This is a genomic window from Acrocarpospora pleiomorpha (genome assembly GCF_009687885.1).
Lineage (GTDB): Bacteria > Actinomycetota > Actinomycetes > Streptosporangiales > Streptosporangiaceae > Acrocarpospora > Acrocarpospora pleiomorpha.
Genome location: NZ_BLAF01000088.1, coordinates 21593 through 40898, shown reverse-complemented (window position 1 = coordinate 40898; position 19306 = coordinate 21593). Strand labels below are relative to the sequence as shown.

Sequence of the window (19306 nt, the reverse complement as noted above, 5' to 3'; positions counted from 1 at the left end):
CGAGTACCCCGAAGGGCCTTTCCGCTCGACTTGCATGTGTTAAGCACGCCGCCAGCGTTCGTCCTGAGCCAGGATCAAACTCTCCAAACAATGCTTGAAAAGAAGATCTCCAGCTGAAACATAATGTTCAACCAAAGGAATCCGTCAAAAATGACGGGGTTGTGCATCATGCACTGGCTTTTAGCACACTGTTGAGTTCTCAAGAAACGCACACGAACATCCAGCCTTCGAATCGAAGGATTCTCAACCGGAGGTGTCGTTCACGCTGTGTCACAATCTTCGCAAGCTTCCCGATCTCTGTCAAATCAACCGACTTGACACCGATCTGATCATCTTGCGGGACTTCGGACTGCCCCGAATCCGGGGCAACCCCTCTAACTTACCAGCCCGAATCGACTCTTGCGAATCGATCTTCCGAACCACCATGTTTTGAGGGATCGTCGTGCTCGATCTGGCACACCAACAACCGCCACCGAAGTGAGAGGGATTGGATTGCGCCGGTCGATCCCGACAAGAAAACATTAGCAGCCTCCGCGAGTGCGGCAGCACGAACAACGCCGGGAAGACGCCGGACGATGACCCGGACGACCCCGGGACGACCCCGGGACGATGGCCCGGGACGATGGGCCCGGGACGACCCAGGGACGACGCGATTAGCGGCGCGATCCCCAGGGCTCTGTCCACAGCGATAGGGGTTATCCACAGGCGTCATGGAGTCGCCGTGCGGGCAGATCCGCCAGACATAGAGTGTCCGGGTGAGCAGTGACATGCCCCCAGCGGCGAAGAGGGTTCCGGCCGAGCGCACACATCACGGCGACACCGTGATCGACGAATACGCCTGGCTCATCAAGAAGGACGATCCGGACACGGTCGCCTACCTGGAGGCGGAGAACGCCTACACCAACGAGGCCACCGCGCATCTGAAGCCGCTGCAAGATTCGATCTTCCAGGAGATCAAGGGCCGGACGCTGGAGACCGACCTCAGCGTGCCGACGCGCAAGGGGGCCTGGTGGTATTACTCGCGCACCGAGGAAGGCAAGCAATACGGCATTCAATGCCGTGTGGCGGCCGACGGCGACGATCCGCCGGTGTTGACGCCCGGGGAGCCGTTGCCCGGGGAGCAGATCCTGCTCGATGGCAACGAGTTGGCCGGGGATAGTCCGTTCTTCGCGATCGGCACCAGCTCGGTGAGTCCCGATGGCACGATGCTCGCCTACTCCACTGATTTCTCCGGGGATGAAAGGTTCACGCTCAGGTTCAAGAGCCTGAGCACCGGCGAAGTACTTGGTGACGAGATCCCCGGGATCTTCTATGGCGGCGCCTGGGCGGGTGACGGGTCGGCGTTCTTCTACACGATGGTCGACGAGGCTTGGCGACCCAATCGGGTGTTCCGCCACACGCTGGGGTCAGCAGATCCAGATCCCGTGGTCTTCCAAGAGGATGACGAGCGCTTCTGGATCGGCATCGGACTTTCGCGAAGCGAGCGCTTCCTGGTCCTCGGAGCGCATAGCAAGATCACTAGCGAGGTTCGGGTCCTGGACGCGAACAACCCGCTGGGCGAGTTCACCGTGATCCGCCCCCGGGAGACCGGTGTCGAGTATCACGTCGACCACCAGAACGACCGGTTCCTCGTGCTGCACAACCAGGGCGCCGCGAACTTCGAGTTGGCCAGCGCCCCGGTTGACGATCCTGCGGTCTGGACTGCCGTGATCCCGCATCGTGAGGACACCCGGCTGCTGGATGTGGACGCCTTCCAGTCGCACCTGGTCGTGCACTTCCGCCGGGATGGGCTCACGGGCCTGCGGATCCTGCCCGAAGGCGCGGAGCCTTACGAGATCGAGTTTCCGGAACCGCTGTATGACGTGGCGCCTTCGGGGAACTCGGAGTTCGTCACGTCGCGGCTCCGGCTCGGCTACACCTCGATGGTCACCCCGCCCTCGGTGTATGACTTCGATCTGCCGAGTCACACGCTCATTCTGTTGAAGCGGCGGCCGGTGCTCGGCGGTTACGACCCGGCGGACTACGAGCAGTTCCGTGAGTGGGCCACGGCCGAAGATGGCACGAAGATCCCGATCTCGCTCGTCATCAGGAAGGGCACGCCGCGGCCCGCGCCCACGCTTCTGTATGGCTACGGGAGCTACGAGAACTCGATCGATCCGTACTTCTCGGTCGCCCGGCTGTCACTGCTGGATCGGGGGTTCGCGTTCGCGGTCGCGCATGTGCGCGGTGGCGGGGAGATGGGCCGGCACTGGTATGAGGACGGCAAGCTCAACCGGAAGAAGAACACCTTCACCGACTTCGTGGCCGTCGCGCGGCATCTGAAGGGTGAATGGTCGGGTCCGATCATCGCGCGGGGCGGGTCGGCGGGTGGGCTGCTGATGGGCGCGGTGGCCAACCTGGCTCCCGAGGAGTTCACGGCGATCGTGGCCGAGGTTCCGTTCGTGGACGCGTTGAACACGATCCTGGATCCGTCGCTGCCGCTGACCGTGATCGAATGGGACGAGTGGGGCGATCCACTGCACAATGCGGACGTGTACGCGTACATGAAGTCGTACTCGCCGTATGAGAATGTCCGCGATGGCGTTTACCCCCCGATCCTTGCGATCACGTCGTTCAACGACACTCGAGTCTTCTACCACGAGCCCGCCAAGTGGATCGCGCGTCTTCGCGCGGTGGCTCGGGGAGGGCCGTTCCTTTTGAAGACCGAGATGGGCGCCGGGCACGGGGGGCGTAGTGGCCGCTACGACGCCTGGCACGAGGAAGCGTTCACTCTTTCCTGGATCCTCGACCGAGTTGGAGTAGCACAATGACCTATGTTGCCGCTGGCGACCGCTACGGGCCCATGCCGTACCACCGGACTGGGCGGAGTGGTCTCAAGCTGCCTGCCGTCTCGCTGGGGCTCTGGCACAACTTCGGCGACGACAAACCGCTCGACAGCCAGCGTGCGATCCTGCGCCGGGCGTTCGACCGTGGTGTGACCCATTTCGATCTTGCCAACAACTACGGGCCTCCGTATGGGTCGGCGGAGACGAACTTCGGGCGGATCTTCGCTGAGGACTTCCGGCCGTATCGGGATGAGCTCGTGCTTTCCACGAAGGCGGGCTGGGACATGTGGCCCGGGCCGTATGGGGAGTTCGGGTCGAGGAAGTATCTGCTGGCCAGCCTGGACCAGTCGCTGGCGCGGATGGGCGTGGACTACGTCGACATCTTCTACAGCCACCGGTTCGATCCTGAGACGCCGCTTGAGGAGACGATGGGGGCGTTGGATCACGCGGTTCGTTCGGGGAAGGCGCTCTATGCGGGTATTTCGTCTTACTCGCCGGAGCGTACTGCGGAGGCCGCCCGGATCTTGCGGGAGATGGGCACGCCGCTGCTGATCCACCAGCCGTCGTATTCGATGCTCAACCGGTGGATCGAGGGTGGCCTGCTGGACACGCTGGAGGCGGAGGGTGTCGGTTGCATCGCGTTCTCGCCGTTGGCGCAGGGCATGCTGACCGATCGGTACCTCAACGGTATTCCGGAGGGGTCGCGGGCGTCGCAGGGCAAGTCGCTCGACCCGGGTCTGCTGACCGATGAGTCGCTCCGGCATGTCCGCACCTTGAACGAGATCGCCAAGCAGCGTGGCCAGACGCTCGCCCAGATGGCACTGGCCTGGGCCCTTCGCGACAAGCGGGTGACCTCGGTGCTGATCGGCGCGAGCAGCGTCCGACAGCTCGACGACAGCCTCTCCGCGGTCAAGCGCCTCGACTTCAGCGCCGAGGAACTCGACGCAATCGACAAGGACGCCGTCGAGGCCGGCATCGACCTCTGGCGCGGCTCCAGCACCAGTTGACGAACCCAATCGGTCAAAGCCGACTCGGCCTCTGGTACCGCTCCAGCACCAGTTGACGAACCCAGCTGGTCGAAGCCGACATCGGTCTCTGGCGCCGCTCCAATTGAGGAGGCCAGCTGGTCGAAGCCAGCAATTCGACCCTTTGGCGTGGCTTCAGCGCTGGCTGACGCACCCACGTGGTTGGAGCCGGTAGTCGACCTCTGGCGCCGCTCCGGCTGAAGAGTCCAGTTGGTGGAGGCGAGGAATCCACCTCTGGCGCGGCTCGAGCACTAATTGAAGAGCGCAGTTGATCGTCTTCGGTTGGTCGCTTCGGCCCGGTGAAGCATGTTCTTCATTGGGCCGAAGTGGGTTACAGGGCGTTGTGGCGTTGGAGGTAGGTGAAGGAGGCCCAGCCGGGGAGGACGGGGAGCCAGAAGGTCATTAGGCGGAAGAGGAGGACGGCGGAGGTGGCGACGGTCGGGGGGAGGCCGGCGACGGTGAGGCCGATGGAGAGGGCTCCTTCTACTGCGCCCAGGCCGCCGGGGGTCGGGGCCGCGGAGCCGATGGCGTTGCCGGCCAGGAAGACGACGGCGACGGCGGCGAAGCTGACTTCGCCGCCGAAGGCGCGGACGCAGGCGCTGAGGCAGGCGATGAACATCAGGGAGAGCAGGAGCGTGCCGCTGAGGGCCTCCACGATCTTGCGGGGGGACTGCAGCACGTCCAGCAGGCGGGGAATGACGCCGGAGAACAGGGACCTGATTCGGGTGGTGAGCATCCGGCGGAGGGGGCGGACAGCCAGGATGACGACCATGATGACGGCGAGGCCGAGCAGAACGACCAGGACTCCCCGGGACGGGGTCAGGGACGGCGCGGCCTGGGTTCCGGTCAGATAGCCGAAGAACAGCAGTAGCAGGATGTGGGAGATCAGGCCGACCAGCTGGGAGGCCCCCACGCTGGCCACCGCCGGACCCGGTGGGACGCCACGTTTCTGCAGGTAACGGGTGTTGATCGCGACGCCGCCGACAGCCGCGGGCGCGACCAGCTTGACGAAGGAGCCGGCGAGTTGGGCGAGCACCGTCTGGCCGAGGGGCAGCTGCTCTGGCACGAACCCCCGCAGCATCGCGGCGGCCGCCACGTAACTGCCCGCGGCGGCGACCAGAGCGACTCCGCCCCAGGCCCAGTTCGCGCTGGTCACGACCGTGACCAGGTTGACCTGGCTGAGCTGGGACAGCAGGAAGTAGGCGGCGAGGGCGCTGGCGATGATCGTGACGAGGGTCCGGGGGCGGAAACGTTCGAGGCGGACCTCTTCGACCTCGGCCTGCGGTTTCAGCGCCACGATGTGGTCGCGGATGGCGGGCAGCAGATCCTTGTCCTTGCGCGTGGCCGCTCGGGTGGCGCGGGCGAGGGCGATTCGCTGCAGCAGGGGCATCGCGGAGGCGAGCATGTCCGCGCCGAGCACGGCCGTCGCCGATTTGACCGAACGCTCGGGGCCGACGCGCAGGGCCAGGTAGGCCAGGAGTTGCGCGATGTCGAGGCGGAGCAGCAGGTCACCGGCGGCGATCTCGCCGCTGCGCGCGTCCACCAGGACGATCCGGCCGTCGGCGCCGACGTGGATGCTCTCCCCGGTCAGGTGGCGGTGCGCCAGGCGGTGGGCGTGCAGGAGCCGTACCTGCTCCCAGGTCTGGGCCAGGAGTTCGTCGTCGATCTCGTCGTCGCCGAGGTCGGCGAGCGGGCGGCTGTCCAGGTGTTCGTACGCGAGGAGGGCCGCTTCGGTGCCGACCTCGCTGGTGCCCAGGAGGCGGGGAAGGCTGGCGCCGGCGGCCTGCGCGGCGTAGGCCATGAGGGCTTCGCGTTCGAGTTCGGCGCGGAGGGAGCGGATGGCCCGGCGGCGGGTTTCGGTGTTCAGGCGGAGGCGTCGCCACAGGCGGTACATGACGCCGGCCACCTGGCGGTCGCGGTCGAGCACGGTGACGTCGAGGCGGCTCTGGTCGGCCAGGCCGACCACGTAACGGCGGCTGCCGGAAGTGTCGTCGTCGATGCGGCGAGCGCTTACCGGGCCGAAGCCGAGACGGCGCAGGGCGGTGACGACGGCGCTGCCCGGGGGGCGGGTGTTGGCGCTGCCGATGCCGTACAAGGTGGCGTAGCCGACGGCGAGGCCGACGAGGTAGGTGACGATCGCGCCGAGTGCGGTGACTTTGGTGGCGGTGAACAGGGCGAACAGGTCGAGGGCGAGGGCCGTCCAGAGCAGGGCGCGCCATTGCGGGCGGCGGGACATGCGGACGGCGGTGGCGTACGCGATGGCGGGGGTGAGGACGGTGTTGAGGGGTTCGACGTCGCGGCCGCCGGTGAGCAGCTGGTTGAGGTCGGCGGGGCCTGCGGCGATGAGCCACTCGTCCACCGCGTACGACAGCAGGAGGGCCAGGATGGCGGCGATCAAGCCTTGGGCGATGCGCATGCCGTCGCGGTGGAAGACCCGTTCGACGGCGAACGCGACGGGGACCGCGAGGACGGCGATGCCGCCGAGCAGGCCCGCGACCGAGGACAGGAACGCGGGAGCGCGTCCTGTTCCGGCGGCGACGTCGTTTTCGAGGCCGTTGAGGGTGCTTTGCGCTACCAGGGCCAGCAGGACGACGGCGACCAGGGACAGCAGAGTGAGAAGGAAGCGGATGGCATCCGAAGGGCGGCGGATGCGCTGGGGCAGCAAGGGCTCGACGACGAGGACGACTCCGTGATCCGGAGCCCCCACCGATTCGTCCTTCTCCTTGATGCCCCTCACCACCGTGATTCTCTGCGATCTTTATTACTAGTGTCCACAATCGAAGTCATGTGCATCGGCCCTCGTCGGTGAGGTGGCCCTGGTGTCCACTGCTTACCACTCTATGGAGCGGGTGCGGTAAGTGATCAGGCGAGAGAAGATCACCTCGTTCTGCCACTGAGTGACGACTCGCCGCTGTCGAGGCGGGCGCCGGACGGGGCCGCGCGGCATAGTTGATCAGTTCTTGTTGATCACTACATCGGCGGTCGCGTTCGCGTGACCTCGGAGGATGTATATGCGTCTGCTCTTCACCGCCGTTCTGTCCATGGGTCTTCATGCCATGAATCCCGCTATAAGCGCAGCGAACGCCGCGTCGGGGGGAAGCCCTGGTTCTGAGTTGGCCGATGCCGTGTCTAGGAGCAATCTCGTCCGGCATCTCCGGATATTTCAGGACATCGCGGATCGGAATGGGGGCAATCGAGCGGCTGGAACGTCTGGGTTTGACGAATCCGCCGAATACGTGCGAAGCCAGTTGACAGCCGCCGGTTATCAGGTCGTCTCCGATCCCTTCGAGTTCATGTATTTCAAAGAACTGGCCCCTGCCCAACTAAAGCTGACCGTCAAATACCCAACCAGCCCCCTCTCATCACCCTTCAATCGCCATTCGGTCGCACGCAAGGGCAGGGGGCCAGGCACCGCACCGGACCGGGACGGACGCTTCGATCCGGGCACGAACACGACCGCGGGCCCAGGCGGGAGCTCGGTTCCACGCCCGGGCAGCGATCTCGGTACGCACCCGGGGGGAAACCTCGGTCCACACCTGGGGGGACGCTTGGGTCCACGAGCGAGCGGAAGCCTCGGTACACGCCCGGGAGGAATTTTCGGTGCACACCCGGAGGGACGCTTGGGTCCACAAGAGGGAGGAAGTCTGGGCACGAGTCTGAGCCCGAACGGAAGACCGGCGACGGGCACGGATCCGGAGGCAGGGTCGGCGATCAAGGTGACTACGCTGCGGTTTTCGGGGTCGGGGCGGGTGAGAGGGCCTGTTCGGGATGTGGGGAATGGCTGCAGGGTTAGGGATTATGCGGCTCTTCGGGCAGGTGAGGTGGCGAAGGTCGTTCGCGGAATTTGCATGCTTGATCTGAAGGTCAAGAAGGCGGTGGCCGCCGGCGCGGCCGGAGTGGTGATCGTTAACGATCGTGAAGGCGACATGCGAGGGGGGCTCACTGGGCCGCAGGCTCGCGTGCCGGTGGTTGGTGTCCGCAAGCAGGATGGCGATCTGCGGGGGTATGCCGAGATTGTCGCTTCGACGATGAGCGAGCGGCGGGTGACCAGGAATCTCATCGTACAGACCCCGCAGGGTCGTACCGATGAAGTGATCATGGTGGGGGCGCATCTGGATTCCGTGCAGGAAGGGCCGGGGATCAACGACAACGGGTCCGGCAGTGCGGCGGTCCTGGAATTGGCGTTGCGGATGCGGCAGTTTCAGCCGGATCGGGCCGTGCGGTTTGTCTGGTGGGGAGCGGAAGAGCTGGGTCTGCTGGGATCCAAGCACTATGTAGAAAGCTTGTCCCAGCAGGAACGCGAAAATATCGGGCTATATCTGAATCTAGACATGATCGCGTCCCCTAACAGTATTTATGGGATTTTCGATGGGGACGACTCCGATCGCGTCGGAGAAGGGCCGGGGCCGCGTGGCTCGGATGAGATCGAACGGACCTTCCAGGCGTTTTATGACAGTCGCGGTCTGCCGCATACCGGGGTGGATTTCACCGGCCGATCGGACTACGGCCCCTTCATCATGGCGGGGATCCCCGCCGGAGGCGTGTTCACCGGGGCCGACGCACAGAAGACTGCCGAGCAGGCAGCCCAGTTCGGCGGTATCCCCGACAAACCGCTCGATCCCTGCTACCACCTGGCCTGCGACACGATCAAGAACATCCACCTGGTCGCGCTCGACGTGAACGCCGACGCCATCGCCCACGCCGTGGCCGCGTACGCGTTCTGGGACCGGTGATGAGATCGGGATTGCGCGCGCTCGTACAGTTGACCCATGGAGCTGCGGGTTTTGGGGGCTTGTCCTCTTGATTGTCCTGACACGTGTTCGTGGGTGGTGACCGTACAGGACGGGGAGGCGGTCGAGCTCAGGGGTAACCGTGATCATCCGTTCACGCGGGGGGCGCTGTGCGTGAAGGTCAATCGGTATCTGGAGCACACCAAGGCCGCGGATCGCATCCTTTACCCCATGAAACGGGTCGGTTCCAAGGGATCCGGTCAGTTCGAGCGGATCTCTTGGGACGAGGCGCTGGCCACGTGCGCCGCTCGGCTGACCGAGATCATCGATGAGCACGGCGGCGAGGCCATCTGGCCGTATCAGGGGACGGGGACGCTCGGGTACATCCAGGGTGAGACCGGAGAGGCCGGGCGGCGGTTCTGGAATGTGCTGGGTGCGTCTCAGCACGATCTGAACATCTGCTCCCGAGCCGGACGAGACGGACTGCGCTACACGAACGGGACCGCGGGCGGGATGGACCCGGAGACGTTTGCGCTGTCCCGGTTGATCCTGCTCTGGGGCACGAACACGCTGACCAGCGGGCATCATTTGTGGAAGTTCATCCAGGATGCCCGCGCGGCCGGGGCACATGTGGTCGCCATCGACCCGATCCGCACCCGGACGGCGGAACAGGCCGACGAGCATCTGCCCATCCGGCCGGGCACCGATGGTGCGCTCGCCCTCGGCCTGCTCTATGTCGTGCTGGAGGAGGGTGCGGAAGATCGCGACTACCTGGAGAACCACACGCTCGGCTGGGATGAATTCAAGGCAGAAATCCTGAAATATCCGCCGAGTCGGGTGGCTGAGCTCACTGGGTTGCCCGAAGCCGACATCCGTTCTCTTGGCGTACGGCTTGCGCATACCCGCCCAACGGGCATCCGCGCCACGATGGGCCTGCAACGCCATAAAGGCGGCGGCTCGGCGATGCGCCTGATCGCCTGCATTCCGGGTGTCACGGGCGATTGGCGTTATCCGGGCGGCGGCGTGGCGTACTCCACCTCCGCGTACGTGCCCCTCACCGTCGACCCCCGCGAGGACCTGCTTCCCGGACCGGTACGCAGCCTCACCATGACCCGCCCAGCCGACGAGCTGGACGAATCGGTCAAATGCCTGTGGGTGTACGCGGCGAACCCGATGGGCTCCACGCCTGACCAGAACCGCATCCGGCAGCGGTTGCTCCGCGAGGACCTGTTCACCGTGGTGATGGAACAGTTCCCCACTGACACCGTCGATTACGCCGATATCGTCCTCCCCGCCACCATGCAGACCGAGCACATCGATCTTCATTCCGGCTACGGTCACATGTATCTGGTGTGGAACGAACCCGCCGTCGAGCCCCCGGGCGAGTGCCTGTCCACCACGGAGACCTTCCGCCGCCTGGCCCGCGCGATGGACCTGACCGAACCCTCCCTGTACGACTCCGACCTCGAACTGGCCGAACAGCTGCTTGCCGGAACTTCCGCCGTCAATCTGGACCAGATCCGCAAGGACGGCTGGGCCCGGTTCGAGGTGGCCACCCCCTTCGTCCCGTTCACCGAGGGTTTCCCCACCCCGAGCGGCAGGCTCGAATTCACCTCCGACAGGGCCGCGGCGGCAGGCCACTCCCGGGTCGCCACCTACGTGCCATCCCGGACGGCCAGCGAGCCCTCCACCCGGCTCACGCTGATCACCCCCGCCTCCCACACCTTCCTCAACACGATCTTCGCCAACAACCCGGAGCTCCTCCGCCGCTCGAAGGACCCGACCGTCCTGGTCAACCCCGGCGACGCCGCGACCCGCGGCCTGACCACCGGCCAGCTGGCCCGAATCTTCAACCCCCACGGCGAACTCACCGCGAAAGTTGAAATAACCGACAAGGTCCGCCCGGGGGTCGCGGCCATCACGAAGGGCCGCTGGCTCAAGCTCTCCCCCGGCGGCGCCAACCCCAACGCCCTCATCGAAGAGGCCGACGCCGACATGGCCCGAGGCCCGCTTTACCACGACAACTGGGTAGAGATCGCGCCCGCCAACTCCGCCACGCCCGCCGAAGCCGCACATGACAGAAGTAGCCGCACATGACAGCCGACTCCTGATAAATCGCGATACAGCTGCCCGAAGCTCCACGCACCACCGTTACGACAGTTGGAGCTTGAAGCCTTCGTGTGAGGCGGTGAAGCCCAGCGAACCGTAGAAGCGGTGGGCTTCCGTGCGGCGTTTGTCGCTGGTCAGCTGGACCAGGGCGCAACCTCGGAGCTTGGCCCGATCGATCGACCAGGCCACCATGGCACGGCCAATGCCCTGATTTCGATACGGCTCCGCGACGCGAACCGCCTCTATTTGGGCGCGTTCACCGCCGTTCCTGGAGAGACCAGGGATAAAGGTCAGCTGAAAAGTACCGACGACCTCGCCATCGATCTCCGCGACGACGAGCTCGTTGTTCGGGTCGGCGTCGATGGCGTCGAAGGCCGCCCAGTGCCCCAGCCCGATGTCCGGAGCAACGCCGCGTGAGCGCGCAATCGAGTCGTCATTCAGCAAACCGACAACAAGCGGCACGTCTTCGCGACGCGCGAGACGGAAAGTTAGGGCGGTCATGCGGACCAGCATGCCCGAACAAGAGCAGGTCAGCTCCCGGGGGAGGTGTCCCCTCTCCGGGGCGATCATGCGAAACAGCACGCCCGAGCAGGGTCAGGGGCCGCTCAGGGACTTCCCCGATGTGAAGAAAGCAGCCCAGAAGGCACGCTGTAGATATGAACGAACTCACACGACGCGATGAAATGTCGCTGGCGGGGGCCGCGCTCCGCGGTGCTCCGTGGAAGGCCGCGGCCGTGACGGGAGGCGCCGTCGCGACGACCAGCCTGCTGCTGGGGCTGGTCACCGGATCGGCCGACCTGAGCTGGGCGCTCTGCGTGGGTATCACCCTCTTCTCGCTGGTGGCGGGAATCGGCGCGATCTCCAAGCCGGACGTCGGCGACCGGGTCACCCAGCAGGCACGGCGCTGGTCACTGCGGCACCCCTGGCGTTTCGCCCTGTACCCTGCCGCCGGTTCAGCGATCTTGATGTACCCGGTCCAGCTCATCCTCGACCGCGAGGGCGTCTTCGGGGCCGCCTGGGACGCGGCCTGGGGCGGCGCCATGATCTACCTGATCACGGCCCTGCTCACTCTCTCGATGCGCGGCCGCGCCAAGAAGAGCGACTAAGCCGAAGAAGGCCGGTTAAGTCCAGCAATACCCGTTAAGTCCAGCAAGACCCGCTAGCCCACCAGAGCCGTCAGATGAACGACCCGGAACGTTCGGCTTCGCTGCGGCAGACGCAGAACTCGTTGCCTTCCGGGTCGAGCAGGGTCACCCAGCCCGTCCCGTCCGGCCGGCGGTGGTCCTCGTGGATCGTGGCCCCCAGCTTGAGCAACCGCTCGACCTCCTCATCCCGGGTACGCCCGTCATTGTTGGCCACGTCCAGATGCGTACGGTTCTTGACGGTCTTGCCCTCCGGCACCTTGATGAACAGCACATGCGGCGGACCCTGCGGGCTCTCCAGCAGGATCTCGTCGTCTTCCGGCGCCGAGTCCACGATCGGCCAGCCGATCGCCGTACTCCACCATTCGGCCAGCTCGTACGGCCTGGCGCAGTCAATCGTCACGGTATGAATCTCCATCATGCGCCCACCCAAGCGCACCACCGGAAATAGCGTCAAATAGGTTATTTCAGCACCAAACCCCGACCAAGCCTGATCACCCCGCTAGTTCACGTCCCACCACATCGTCACGTACGCCTGGCGAGGCACCGGCCACTCGGCCACCGCGATGACTTCTGCGGCCCGGCCCGGATCGAGGCACAAACGACGGCAGGCTGCGTCGGCCATCTCCTCACGGGTTTCGTAGAGGGCGTCGGGGGCGGGGTGGGTTTCCTGGCGGATGTCGTACCCAAGAGAGCGGGCGATTCCGGCGAGGTCCTCGGATGTGGGGCGAGTGGGGCGTACCAGGCCGTGGAAATGTGCCCAGAGCGGGTTGAGCCAGCTGGTCGGGTGGAGTTCGGGGAGTTCGAGGACGACGCGGCTGCGGGCGTGCCCGGTCAGTTCGGTGAGGAACGGCACGATATCGGGGACATTGAAGACAACATGTGAACAAATCGCCACGTCAGTGACTTCGGTCTCATCTGCCACGTCTGGCCAGCGGCCGAGGATCGTGGTCGCGTCCGGGGATCTCCGGGCGAGTTCGGCGAGCATGCCGGGATTCTCATCGACCGCGACCAGCCTCGCCGGGCGCAGCCGCAGGCTCGCCGCGCCGGTGCCCGCCCCGACATCGAGCACGCTGCCGCCCGAGGGCAACGCCTCGCGGGAGCGCTCGTAGGTCGGACCCTTCGGCTCGGCCACCAGCCGGTCGGTTCGTTTCGCGAACCGTTCGACCCGGTGTGTCCAGGGATCTACCGGAGCTTGGGCCAGGATCCGCGGCGGAATCGCCCACGATTCCAGCTCCGCCTTCCACCGTTTTGCCAGCTCATCCGTCTCCATAACGCAAGATAATCATGCTTAGTGGGTGTTACTGGCGGGTAGCATTCCAGTAGAGTTACTCACCGGTAGGAGACCCCCAGCCGTAGGAGTTCGTTATGGGCCACTACAAGAGCAACGTCCGAGATCTGGAGTTCAACCTCTTCGAGGTCTTCGGGCGCAAGGAGATCCTTGGTAAGGGCCCTTTCGCCGACATCGACGAAGAGACCGCCCGGAGCATCCTTGACGAAGTCAACCGGCTGGCCGTGGGACCGGTCGCGGCGTCATTTGAGGACAGTGACCGGCATCCGCCGGTGTTCGACCCCGCCACGCACAGCGTGACGATGCCGGAGAGCTTCAAGAAGTCCTACAACGCCTGGATGGACGCCGAATGGTGGCGGATGGAGCTCCCGGAGGCGCTTGGCGGCACTCCCGCGCCGCGGAGCCTCCAGTGGGCGACCGGCGAGCTGATCATGGGCGCCAACCCGGCCGTGTGGATGTTCGGCTGCGGCCCTTCGTTCGCGCGGCTGCTCCACCTGCTCGGCACCGAGGAGCAGAAACGGTTCGCCGAGCTGGCGGTGGAACGGCGCTGGGGAGCCACGATGGTCCTCACCGAACCCGACGCGGGATCCGATGTCGGCGCAGGCCGTACAAAAGCCACGAAGCAAGAAGACGGGACCTGGCACCTCGAAGGGGTCAAGCGGTTCATCACCAGCGCCGAGCATGACATGGCGGAGAACATCTTCCACCTGGTGCTGGCCCGGCCGGAGGGCCATGGCCCGGGCACGAAGGGCCTGTCGCTGTTCCTGGTGCCCAAGTTCCTCGTCGATCTGGAGACCGGCGAGCTGGGCGAGCGCAACGGCGTCTACGTCACCAATGTCGAGAAGAAGATGGGCCTGAAGGTCTCCACGACCTGCGAGCTCACCTTCGGCGAGCGGCACCCGGCCATCGGCTACCTGGTGGGGGACGTGCACGAGGGCATCAAGCAGATGTTCCTGGTGATCGAGAACGCCCGGATGATGGTCGGCACGAAGGCCATCGCCACCCTCTCCACCGGCTACCTGAACGCCCTCGATTACGCCAAAAACCGGATCCAGGGCGCCGATCTCACCCAGATGGCGGACAAGACCGCGCCTAGGGTGCCGGTCATCGCTCATCCCGATGTACGGCGTGAGCTCATGCTCCAGAAGTCGTACGCCGAGGGCATGCGCGCCCTGGTGCTCTACACCGCCACATTCCAGGACTCGATCCAGCTGAACCCGCAGGACCGCCACGCGGAGGACATGAACGACCTGCTGCTCCCGATCGTCAAGGGTGTCGGCTCCGAGCGTTCCTACGAGCTGCTCACCCGTTCGCTCCAGACGCTGGGCGGGTCCGGCTTCCTGCAGGACTACCCGATCGAGCAGTACATCAGGGACGCCAAGATCGACTCCCTGTACGAGGGCACGACCGCGATCCAGGGCCTGGACCTGTTCTTCCGGAAGGTGCTGCGGAACCAGGGGGCCGCGCTCGGGTCGCTGATGGCCGATATCAAGGCATTCGCCGGGTCGCAGGCGGGGAACGGGCGGCTGAAGGTCGAGCGGGCGCTGCTGGACCAGGCCGCCGACGACGTCAAGGCGATGGCGGACACGATGGCCGGCTGGGCGATCAGCTCGCTGGAGACGCCGAAGGAGGTCTACAAGGTGGGCCTCAACACCACCCGCTTCCTGATGGGGCTCGGCGACCTGATTCTCGGCTGGCTGCTGCTGCGTCAGGCGGAGATCGCCCTCAACGCGCTCGGCGATTCGGACCGGGATCGGGACTTCTACACCGGGAAGGTGGCTTCCGCGACGTTCTTCGCGACGACCGTGCTGCCGAGGCTGGCGGCCGAGCGGCAGGTGCTGATGTCCACCGGCCAGGAGCTGATGGAGCTTCCGGAAGCGGCCTTTTAACCCGCGGGAAGACCGCCGCTCCATCGCGGCGGTCTTCCCCTGACGTCAGAGCTGGTGTTGCAGCGCGGCGCGGGTGGCCACGATCGGCTTCATGTAGTCCGTGATCACGGCGATGTGAGCGGGATGGTCACGGTAGACGAGGTATCCGTCCACGTCGTCGAAGTCGGCGACGACCGCGAGTTCGTGGTTGCCCTGGTTGACGCCCGCGTCCACGCCGATCTCGTAGCGCCGGATCTCCGGGATGGCTCCCGGGAGTTTGGCCAGCTGGGCGGCGACTTCCGCCTTCTGCTCCGCAGTGGCGTCTTCAGTCCAGGTCAGCAGCACGATGTGCCGGAACATGTGTCTCCTATCAGGACTTATCCGAGGATTGCGGGCAGGGTGGCTTCGTGGGTCTCCCGCAGCGTGGCGACCGGGATCTCGAAGACGTTCTCGACGTTGAGTGATGTGCCGCCGGTGACGCCCAGACCGTAGCAGGGCACCTCGTTCCTGGCGCACAGCTCGGCCAGCGCGGCGAAATGCTGGGGTTTGACGCACACCAGCGCTCGCGCGGCCGACTCGCTGAACAGATCGACGAACGGGTCCTCACCGGGCAGCGAAACCGTCGCCCCGATGCCCTTGGGCAGGCACGCCTCGGCCAGGGCGATGGCCAGGCCGCCGTCGGACAGATCATGCGAACCCGCCAGCAATCCCCGCGTGGCCGCCGTGGTGAGCACGGTCGCCAAGGCACGTTCCTGCTCCAGCCGTACCTGCGGCGGGAGCCCGCCCAGATGGCCGTGCACCACATGCGCCCACTCCGAACCGCCGAACTCGTCGGCGGTATCCCCTAGCAGAATCACGCGCAGACCCTCGGCGGTGAACCCGGACGGCACCCGCCGGGCCACGTCCTCGATCACGCCGAGCACGCCCACGACCGGCGTCGGATGGATCGCCGCCGCACCCGTCTGGTTGTAGAAGGAGACGTTTCCGCCGGTCACCGGCACGCCGAGGGTCTTGCAGGCGTCCGCGAGCCCGCGCACGGCCTCGGCGAACTGCCACATCACCTCGGGATCCTCGGGCGAGCCGAAGTTGAGGCAGTTGGTCACCGCCAGCGGGGTCGCCCCGGTCACGGCCACATTCCGGTACGCCTCGGCCAGCGCCAGCTGCGCCCCCGCGTACGGATCGAGCTTGGCGTAACGGCCGTTTCCATCGGTGGCGAGGGCGATGCCGCGGGTTGTCTCGCTGGCTCCGGGCATCGACTCTGAGATGCGCAGCACGCCCGCGTCCGAGGGTTGGGCGAGGACGGTGTTGCCGCGGACATACCGGTCGTACTGGGAGGTCACCCACTCGCGGGAGGCGAGGTTCGGGGAGCCGAGCAGCTGGAGCAGGGTGGCGCGCAGGTCGGCCGGGCGTTCCAGCTCGACGTGGGTGTTGAGGGCGGCCTGGCCGGCGGGCTCGTGGAAGGGCCGCTGGTAGACCGGGCCCTCGTCGGCGGCGGTTCCCGGGGGGATGTCGACGATGACCTCGCCGTCCCAGGTCATCACCAGTCGCCCGGAATCGGTGACCTCGCCGATGACGGTGGCGGGCACGTCCCACTTCTCGCAGATGGCCATAAAGGCGGAAATGTCGGCTGGGGTGACGACGGCCATCATGCGTTCCTGGGACTCGCTCATCAGGATCTCCTCCGGCCGCAGCGTCGGATCGCGCAGCGGGACGAGATTGAGGTCCACGGCCATGCCGCCGGTGCCCTTGGCGGCCAGCTCGGTGGTCGCGCACGACACCCCGGCCGCGCCGAGATCCTGGATCCCGACGACCACGTCGGCCTGGTAGAGCTCCAGGCAGCATTCGATCAGCAGCTTCTCCATGAACGGATCCCCGACCTGTACGGCCGGCCGCTTGGCATGGGATTCGTCCTCGAATGTCGCCGACGCGAGCACCGACGCGCCGCCGATGCCGTCCGCCCCGGTCCGCGCGCCGAACAGCACGACCTTGTTGCCCGGGCCCGGTGCGGTGGCCAGCTTGATCTGGTCTTTCCTCAGCAGACCGACGCAGAGCGCGTTGACCAGCGGGTTTCCTATGTAGCAGGGGTCGAACACGACCTCGCCGCCGATGTTTGGCAGACCCAGGCAATTGCCGTAGTGGCTGATGCCCTCCACCACGCCCGGCAGCACCCGGCGGGTGTCATGCTGGTCGAGCCCGCCGAACCGGAGCGAGTCCATGACCGCGATCGGGCGGGCGCCCATCGACATGATGTCGCGCACGATGCCCCCAACGCCGGTGGCGGCACCCTGATGGGGTTCGACATAGGACGGGTGATTATGCGACTCGATCTTGAACGTGGCGGCCCAGCCGTCGCCGATGTCGACAACCCCCGCGTTCTCCCCCATACCCACCAGCAACGCCTCGGACGCCGGGGCCTTGGTGGCGAACTGCCGCAAATGCACCTTCGATGACTTGTACGAGCAGTGCTCGCTCCACATCACCGAATAGATCGCCAACTCCGACCCGGTCGGCCGCCGGCCGAGAATCTCCTTGACCCGCTGGTACTCATCCTCTTTCATGCCAAGCTCGGCGTACGGCATGCGCTCGTCGGGAGACTGGGATGCGCGCTTGACGCTGTCCACGGTCACGCGGTCACCAGCTTCCTGAGGATGGAGGCGAAAAAGCCCCGGCCGTCCACGCTCGGCGCGCCCGTCAACTCCTCGACGGCGTGCTCGGGATGCGGCATCAGGCCGACGACGTTTCCGGCTTCGTTGCAGATTCCGGCTATGTCGTTAAGCGAACCGTTCGGGTTGCCGCCGATGTAGCGGAAGACCACCCGCCCGTCGCGCTCCAGTTCGGCCAGGGTGGCTTCGTCAGCGACATATCGCCCTTCGCCGTGCTTGATCGGGAGCAGGATCTCCTGGTCTTCGGTGAATTGCCCGGTCCATGCGGTGGCGTTGTTCTCGACCCGGATGCCCTGGTCGCGGCACAGGTAGTGGAGCCCGGCGTTCCTGGTCAGCGCGCCCGGCAGCAGGTGTGCCTCGCAGAGGATCTGGAAGCCGTTGCAGGTGCCGAGCACGGGCAGCCCCGCCTTCGCGGCCGGGATCAACTCCTCCATCAGCGGAGCGAACCGCGAGATCGCCCCGCATCTGAGGTAATCCCCGTAGGAGAACCCGCCCGGCAGGAAGACCGCGTCCACGCCCTTGAGGTCATGGTCCGCATGCCACAACGGCACAGCCTCGGCTCCGGCCAGCAGCACGGCTCGCGCCGCGTCCTGATCATCGAGTGTCCCGGGAAAGGTGACGACGCCCACCCGCATCACTTACGGCCCTCCCAACGCACACGCAGCAGCCACCGACTCCGGTGGTCGGCAGTCTTCGGCGGTACGCCTCAGGCTATCGGAAGCTCACCGAGCTCAACGCCCAGGGCATCCCCCAACAAAGCAGGCCAGACCATGGCAAGTTGCCGAGGCCCGAGCGAGATGGACGGGGCAGACACGGCGAGTTGCCGGCCCCGGACAGGTCGGCCGGTCAGACCCGCGACGGGTTGCCATCCCGCACTGGCATGGAGCAACCATGACAAGTTGGCAGTCCCGCGAGATGAATGGGGCAGACACGGCGCGTCGCCGGGTCCTGGACAGGTCGGCCGGTCAGTCCCGCGAGAAATGGCATGGAGCGACCATGACAAGTTGGCGGTCGCGGGAGACGAATGGGGCAAACGTGGCGAAATTGTCAGTTCTAGGACAGGAGGGGTGATCAGACCGCGACGAGTTGGCGGTCGCGGGAGATGTGGTGGGCGATCACGTCCTCGTCCCAGTCGAGTTCCTTGCTCAGGCGGACGGTGGTTCCGCTTCCTGGAGTGATGTCGAAAGAAATCTCGTCCACCACGGACTGCATGATCATGATTCCCCGGCCGTTCTCCGTCTCCCCCGACGGATACTGCTGCGGAATCGCGGTCAGCCCATGTCCTCGATCCATAATGCGCAGTTCACAACGCCAGTCATCGATAGCCGCCTGCACCTGATACCGGTTCGCGGGTCCCCCATGTCTGACCGCATTGGCACAAGCCTCAGAAGTAGCCAGCAAAAGGTCCGACACGCACTCCTCGGTCACGCCCAACGACCGCAGGGCATCCCCAAGCACACGACGAACCATCGGGATGCCGATCGCATCACGCGGGAGAGCCAACGAGAACTCAATGTCCACCGGAGCCCTCCCTTCGACGTAGGTCACTAAGACGTGCTTCCCCAGAGCACCAGGCCTAATCGCAACTACGCGATCAAAATCACGCGCTTGTCATTCACGCGTAACAGTCCAACCTCACGGGAGGTCGAATGC

14 protein-coding genes and 1 rRNA gene are annotated in these 19306 nt (G+C 65.7%); 6 read left to right on the top strand and 9 right to left on the bottom strand.

Translation table 11 applies throughout. The features are described from left to right. Positions 1 to 90, bottom strand: a 16S ribosomal RNA gene (locus tag Aple_RS46540); the annotation flags it as partial. 665 nt (positions 91 to 755) lie between these two features. On the opposite strand from Aple_RS46540, the gene Aple_RS46535 reads away from it, so the two are divergent. Both Aple_RS46535 and mgrA read left to right on the top strand, forming a co-directional pair. Beyond that, positions 756 to 2810 carry a S9 family peptidase gene (locus Aple_RS46535; protein WP_246265399.1) on the top strand — a complete coding sequence of 685 codons (2055 nt, stop codon included), beginning with the start codon at positions 756 to 758 and terminating at the stop codon, positions 2808 to 2810. Next, positions 2807 to 3832: an L-glyceraldehyde 3-phosphate reductase gene (gene mgrA, locus Aple_RS46530; protein WP_155351207.1), complete on the top strand. Its 1026-nt coding sequence runs from the start codon at positions 2807 to 2809 to the stop codon at positions 3830 to 3832. The genes Aple_RS46535 and mgrA overlap by 4 nt, the downstream gene beginning before the upstream one ends. A gap of 349 nt (positions 3833 to 4181) precedes the next feature. Here the strand turns inward: mgrA and Aple_RS46525 are convergent, their stop codons facing one another. Then, positions 4182 to 6587 carry a lysylphosphatidylglycerol synthase transmembrane domain-containing protein gene (locus Aple_RS46525; RefSeq protein WP_246265397.1) on the bottom strand — a complete coding sequence of 802 codons (2406 nt, stop codon included), beginning with the start codon at positions 6585 to 6587 and terminating at the stop codon, positions 4182 to 4184. A gap of 268 nt (positions 6588 to 6855) precedes the next feature. Between Aple_RS46525 and Aple_RS55275 the strand changes: the two genes are divergently transcribed. Both Aple_RS55275 and Aple_RS46515 read left to right on the top strand, forming a co-directional pair. Beyond that, a complete protein-coding gene (locus Aple_RS55275) occupies positions 6856 to 8583 on the top strand; it encodes a M28 family peptidase (RefSeq protein ID WP_308805552.1) in 1728 nt (575 codons plus the stop codon). Between the two features lie 36 nt (positions 8584 to 8619). After that, positions 8620 to 10677, top strand: coding sequence for a molybdopterin-containing oxidoreductase family protein (locus Aple_RS46515; protein WP_155351206.1), 2058 nt, complete (start codon positions 8620 to 8622; stop codon positions 10675 to 10677). A 54-nt stretch (positions 10678 to 10731) separates the two neighbouring features. On the opposite strand, the gene Aple_RS46510 is transcribed toward Aple_RS46515, so the two are convergent. Continuing rightward, positions 10732 to 11190 carry a GNAT family N-acetyltransferase gene (locus tag Aple_RS46510; protein ID WP_155351205.1) on the bottom strand — a complete coding sequence of 153 codons (459 nt, stop codon included), beginning with the start codon at positions 11188 to 11190 and terminating at the stop codon, positions 10732 to 10734. A gap of 155 nt (positions 11191 to 11345) precedes the next feature. Here Aple_RS46510 and Aple_RS46505 point away from each other — a divergent pair, with 155 nt between their 5' ends. Next, on the top strand, positions 11346 to 11795 hold the full coding sequence (locus Aple_RS46505; protein WP_155351204.1) for a hypothetical protein: 450 nt from the start codon (positions 11346 to 11348) through the stop codon (positions 11793 to 11795). Between the two features lie 70 nt (positions 11796 to 11865). Here the strand turns inward: Aple_RS46505 and Aple_RS46500 are convergent, their stop codons facing one another. Both Aple_RS46500 and Aple_RS46495 read right to left on the bottom strand, forming a co-directional pair. Further along, positions 11866 to 12234 carry a VOC family protein gene (locus tag Aple_RS46500; RefSeq protein WP_155351203.1) on the bottom strand — a complete coding sequence of 123 codons (369 nt, stop codon included), beginning with the start codon at positions 12232 to 12234 and terminating at the stop codon, positions 11866 to 11868. A gap of 99 nt (positions 12235 to 12333) precedes the next feature. Beyond that, the gene (locus Aple_RS46495) at positions 12334 to 13104 is read right to left on the bottom strand and encodes a class I SAM-dependent methyltransferase (protein WP_246265394.1); all 771 of its coding nucleotides are present in this window, start codon (positions 13102 to 13104) and stop codon (positions 12334 to 12336) included. A gap of 95 nt (positions 13105 to 13199) precedes the next feature. Here Aple_RS46495 and Aple_RS46490 point away from each other — a divergent pair, with 95 nt between their 5' ends. After that, the gene (locus Aple_RS46490) at positions 13200 to 15011 is read left to right on the top strand and encodes an acyl-CoA dehydrogenase (protein WP_155351202.1); all 1812 of its coding nucleotides are present in this window, start codon (positions 13200 to 13202) and stop codon (positions 15009 to 15011) included. Positions 15012 to 15056: 45 nt separating this feature from the next. Here Aple_RS46490 and Aple_RS46485 read toward each other — a convergent pair whose 3' ends face one another. The 4 genes from Aple_RS46485 to Aple_RS46470 all read right to left on the bottom strand — a co-directional run bounded on the left by Aple_RS46485 (position 15057) and on the right by Aple_RS46470 (position 19174). Further along, complete coding sequence (locus Aple_RS46485) at positions 15057 to 15350, bottom strand: Dabb family protein (RefSeq protein ID WP_155351201.1); 294 nt, start codon at positions 15348 to 15350, stop codon at positions 15057 to 15059. 17 nt (positions 15351 to 15367) lie between these two features. Beyond that, entirely contained in the window at positions 15368 to 17569 is a 2202-nt protein-coding gene (purL, locus tag Aple_RS46480) for a phosphoribosylformylglycinamidine synthase subunit PurL (protein WP_155351210.1), read from the bottom strand. A 44-nt stretch (positions 17570 to 17613) separates the two neighbouring features. Next, a complete protein-coding gene (gene purQ / locus Aple_RS46475; protein ID WP_155351209.1) occupies positions 17614 to 18288 on the bottom strand; it encodes a phosphoribosylformylglycinamidine synthase subunit PurQ in 675 nt (224 codons plus the stop codon). A gap of 436 nt (positions 18289 to 18724) precedes the next feature. Continuing rightward, positions 18725 to 19174 (bottom strand): ATP-binding protein, encoded by a 450-nt coding sequence (locus tag Aple_RS46470; RefSeq protein ID WP_155351200.1) that lies wholly within the window; start codon positions 19172 to 19174, stop codon positions 18725 to 18727. Between the last annotated feature and the right edge of the window lie 132 nt (positions 19175 to 19306).